Here is a 4,255-nt window from a genome sequence, read left to right as displayed (position 1 = left end):
GTCAGGGATTATAGAAGCTTGCTCAGACATTTTATTCTGGTGTTCTGTGCCTATACATTTATTTTATGGCACACCTTAACGGGAGGATTGAGACGAAGGTGGGCGAATAAACCTTTAAACACTTTTGCCGACGCTTTAGAAGCGTTTCGTACAGCGATGTCGAGTCGTTTTATGGCTTGGTTGAATGAGAATAGGGACGTATTTGTCGCCTATAAAGCCAGTTTGGGCTTTATTTGGGGTTGATATTTGTTTAAGTCCCGCTACCCCTCAGATTTATTTTATGCTGGAGAAAACTCTGCCTGACTCTCAACCGTCCAAGGTGCAGAAGCGTCCCCTGTGGAAGCATACTTGTTCCAAGCTGCCTAAGGAAGATAAATAACTTGTCACGCATATAGAGTAGGGGTAGGGGGGATTTTATTCAAAGCTATTAATTCTAAATCTCAGTACCCTATCCCCCAACAAGTCACAAGCTTCACATAACCCTCAAATTTCTAAAGATTCATTGAAGTAACACTATTTTAGTAGACAATAACCTTAAAAATTAGGTACTTTTATATACGAAAAGGCATTGCCGATCCATTCGTGGATTCACCAATGCCCCATCAATTGAGTTTTCTAATCCTATACAGATTTTATCGGAAATGACGGAAAGTGTCTCACCTTTATTGGATTTTGGCATAGTGGTGGCTGGTTCTGCCGAGGTATCTTCTGCCTTTCGTGCCAGTAGTACCGCTCGCTCAGTATCACCCCATTCCTATCGGTAATAGGGTAGTGCTGCAATAGCCGAAATTTATCTAGAGGAAGAAATAGGAAACGATATTAAATTTATAAGGGTAGCATCTCCAGTTGTTTTAAGTAGGTGCCTTGACATTAGATTAAGCCATCAAGTCGGTTAATGAAGATATCTGAGTGCATCGTTCTATACCAATTGCCATCAAAGGTACTCCACTTCCAATTGAGGAAGTAAGGTAGCCATTAATTTGAGCGCAACTGGATATCAACCCACAAGGGCTAATTCACAAAAGCAGTAGTCAACCAGATAAGCCTTTTCTAGAGTCTTTGACGACATTAGTGATAGTGAAGTTCCAATCCCAGTAAAACTACTGTTCCAGAATAACTTCCTGCCAATGTCCTTGGGCTTTTGAAGGATAAAAGGCAACGCAGCTTTAAACAAGATTGCTGCAACTTTACCTAATCTATCTTTTTTCTCTCACTCTTACAAAGAGAGTAGTATCACTCAACTTCAAGGAAATATTCAAAATGACACTTAGTACAGAGTCTCAAAATCACGACTACGAAATTTGGTATCAAAACGGCGAAAGGCTAGCTAGTTTAGGTCAATATTCCGAAGCCCTTGCCAGTTACGAGCAAATGTTAGCTGTTCAACCTGATAATTCCGACACTTGGATCAAGCGCGGCGGTATGCTGACTCATTTGAATCGCTACTCTGAAGCCCTCGCTAGTTTTGAACAAGCCCTGACAATTCAACCGAATGATCCCACGGCTTTACTTTTCCGAGGACTAGCCCTGCATCAGTTAGGTCGTTACAAACAAGCTTATGTCAGCTATAATGAAGCTCTGGGAATTCAGCGGCAATCTATCTTTTCAAAACTTATGCAAGTGTTGAAAGAATGGGTATATTTTCCCAAAGGGTTGAATGTGAAATTTTAAAGTTTTGTCCTTGGTTCTTAGTCATTAGTCCTTGGTTTTACTAGGGACTTAATGATATGTTCGTGTTTAGAATTCCCCTACTCCTTACTCCCTACTTCCTGTAGCAGGGAAACTTGTTGCTTCAACCGTCGCCTCCGCTTCTAGTGTGATCGCTCTCAATTCCTCTAAAGTCTCCTGACTAACAGATTGCCAGAGCGATCGCTGGTGTGCCTCCAGTAACCGTTCCGCCATATCCCGCAATGCCCACGGGTTCTTCTGGTGGATAAACTCCTGTACCTTTGGGTTAAATAGATACGCCTCAGCAACTCCCTGATACATATAATCCTCTACACAATTAGCAGTCGCATCATAAGCAAATAAATAATCCACCGTCGCCGCCATCTCAAACGCCCCCTTATAACCGTGGCGCATCACCCCCTCAATCCACTTAGGATTAACCACGCGAGAACGATACACCCGCGCAATTTCTTCCCGTAACTGCCGCACTCTGGGGTTTTCAGGGATGGAATTATCGCCGAAATAGGTTTGGGGATTCTTCCCTGTCAATGCCCGTACTGCTGCTGTCAAACCTCCCTGAAACTGATAATAGTCATCAGAATCAAGTAAATCGTGTTCCCGGTTATCCTGATTGTGCAAAACCACTTGCATCTGTTTGAGGCGTTGCTCAAAGGCTTCGGGTGCTGCTACCCCTGTGGTAGAAGCAGGGAAGTTGGGGGGCTGGGGAGCGGAGGAGCTGGAGAGCGGAGGAGTGCGGCTGTAGGCGTAACTGCTCCAATTAATGTAAGCCCGAGCCAAGTCTTGCTCATCGCTCCAGTTTTGAGCTTCGATTAAACCTTGTAACCCCGCACCATAAGCCCCTGGTTTAGAACCAAAGATACGGTAACGCGATCGCACTTCTGCTTCCTCCCGACTCAACCCAGCCTCCAGCCAAAATTCTGCTTCTTGTTTCACTTGCGCTGCTAACGGATTTTGCTCTGGCGCTTCATCGAGTGCTGCTACCGCTACCACCGCACTATCGAATAAATCAATTAAATTGGGAAACGCATCCCGGAAGAAGCCAGAAATGCGCAGCGTCACATCCACTCTAGGACGCCCCAACGCTGATAGGGTAAGGATTTCAAAGTCCACAACTCGGCGCGACGGTCTATCCCAAATCGGCTGCACTCCTAGCAACGCCAGCGCTTCTGCGATATCATCGCCACCTGTGCGCATGGCAGACGTACCCCATGCAGAAAGAGCAATGGTTTTAGGATACTCGCCATTTTCCTGAGTATACCGCTCAATTAACACTTCCGCTGCCTTACGTCCGACATCCCACGCTGTTTCTGTCGGAATCGCCCGAATATCAACCGAGTAAAAATTGCGCCCCGTCGGTAGCACTTCCGGGCGTCCTCTGGTGGGTGCGCCCGCCGCACCACTGGGGATATATCGCCCATCCAATCCTCGTAGGAGTTGGATTAGTTCCTGGTTAGTTTGCTGGAGACTGGGCAATAAGCGATCGCGTATCCAGTCAAGTTCTTGTTGGGTGGCATCTCCAATGAAGGGAGTAGGGAATGGAGAATGGGCTTTTGCCGTGAGCGTCAGCGGCTCGACTGAGGCTTCGCCGAACATCCGAACGGGAGTGGGGATCAGATATTCTATCAAAGTAGCTGCTTTTTGTTCTAATTGTGCGATCGCATCACCCACCGTTTTGATTTTAGAGTTTAGAGTTGGGATTTTAGATGGTTCTAATCCAAACTCTGAAATGGGTAATCCCAAATCCGTGGTAAGAGGGTCAAAATCCCATCCCCAATCTTTAGCTAGGGCGCGGGTTAAACCCAGGCGATTTTTGCTAGGGTGACGGGCAATGGCTACAATCAAATCCCGCAGTTGACGCCCTTGGGGACAATTCCCAAAGATATGCAACCCATCTCGAATTTGGGCTTCTTTTAATTCACAAAGATACCCATCGATTTGATTTAAAAGATGAGTAGGAATTGTAGATTTAGACACTTCTCCCTTGTCTATACTCCCGTTCGGCTGACGCGGTTCGGCTGAGCTCACCGTCGAAGCCTCACGGCAGAAGCCCACTCCCCACTCTTTATCGAGATTTTCTTTACAGATAAGTTGAATAATGCGATCGCGCAGCACAGATAACCTGGAAGGGTCTAAGCTTTGCGCCTCGTAATACTCATCAATTAATCCTTCAAGTTGTTGTAAAGAACCGTACAATTCGGCGCGAGTCATTGGGGGAGTCAGATGGTCGATAATCACCGCTTGGGAACGGCGTTTGGCTTGAGAGCCTTCTCCAGGATCGTTGACAATAAAAGGATACAGATGAGGCATGGCACCCAGCGCCACTTCTGGATAACACGTCTCTGACAGCGCCAAGCTCTTACCAGGCAACCACTCCAAATTCCCGTGTTTACCCACATGAACGACTGCCTGCGCCCCAAATTTTTGCCGCAACCAATAGTAAAATGCCAGATACGCAGGAGTTGGCTCTAAATCTGGGGCGTGATAGTTCAGTGCTGGGTCAATATCATAACCCCGTGACGGTTGTATACCGACAAATACGTTACCCAGTTGAATACCAGAAATAGGG

At 46.3% G+C, this 4,255-nt stretch carries 3 protein-coding genes and 1 pseudogene; 3 read left to right on the top strand and 1 reads right to left on the bottom strand.

Annotated elements, in window-relative coordinates:
- The 3 genes and pseudogenes from IQ257_RS28875 to IQ257_RS28870 all read left to right on the top strand — a co-directional run.
- A pseudogene (locus tag IQ257_RS28875) lies at positions 1-243 on the top strand (IS701 family transposase); the annotation flags it as partial.
- 398 nt (positions 244-641) lie between these two features.
- Positions 642-764: a hypothetical protein gene (locus IQ257_RS30960; protein WP_265584629.1), complete on the top strand. Its 123-nt coding sequence runs from the start codon at positions 642-644 to the stop codon at positions 762-764.
- A gap of 496 nt (positions 765-1,260) precedes the next feature.
- On the top strand, positions 1,261-1,671 hold the full coding sequence (locus IQ257_RS28870) for a tetratricopeptide repeat protein (RefSeq protein ID WP_193882360.1): 411 nt from the start codon (positions 1,261-1,263) through the stop codon (positions 1,669-1,671).
- Positions 1,672-1,755: 84 nt separating this feature from the next.
- Here IQ257_RS28870 and cobN read toward each other — a convergent pair.
- On the bottom strand, positions 1,756-4,255 hold a 2,500-nt coding region (cobN, locus tag IQ257_RS28865; RefSeq protein WP_193933446.1), incomplete at its 5' end, for a cobaltochelatase subunit CobN.

It is taken from the genome of Coleofasciculus sp. LEGE 07092, from assembly GCF_015207375.1.
GTDB lineage: Bacteria > Cyanobacteriota > Cyanobacteriia > Cyanobacteriales > Coleofasciculaceae > LEGE-07092.
Note: the sequence above shows the minus strand (reverse complement) of the source record. Positions and strands in the feature narration are given on the sequence as shown.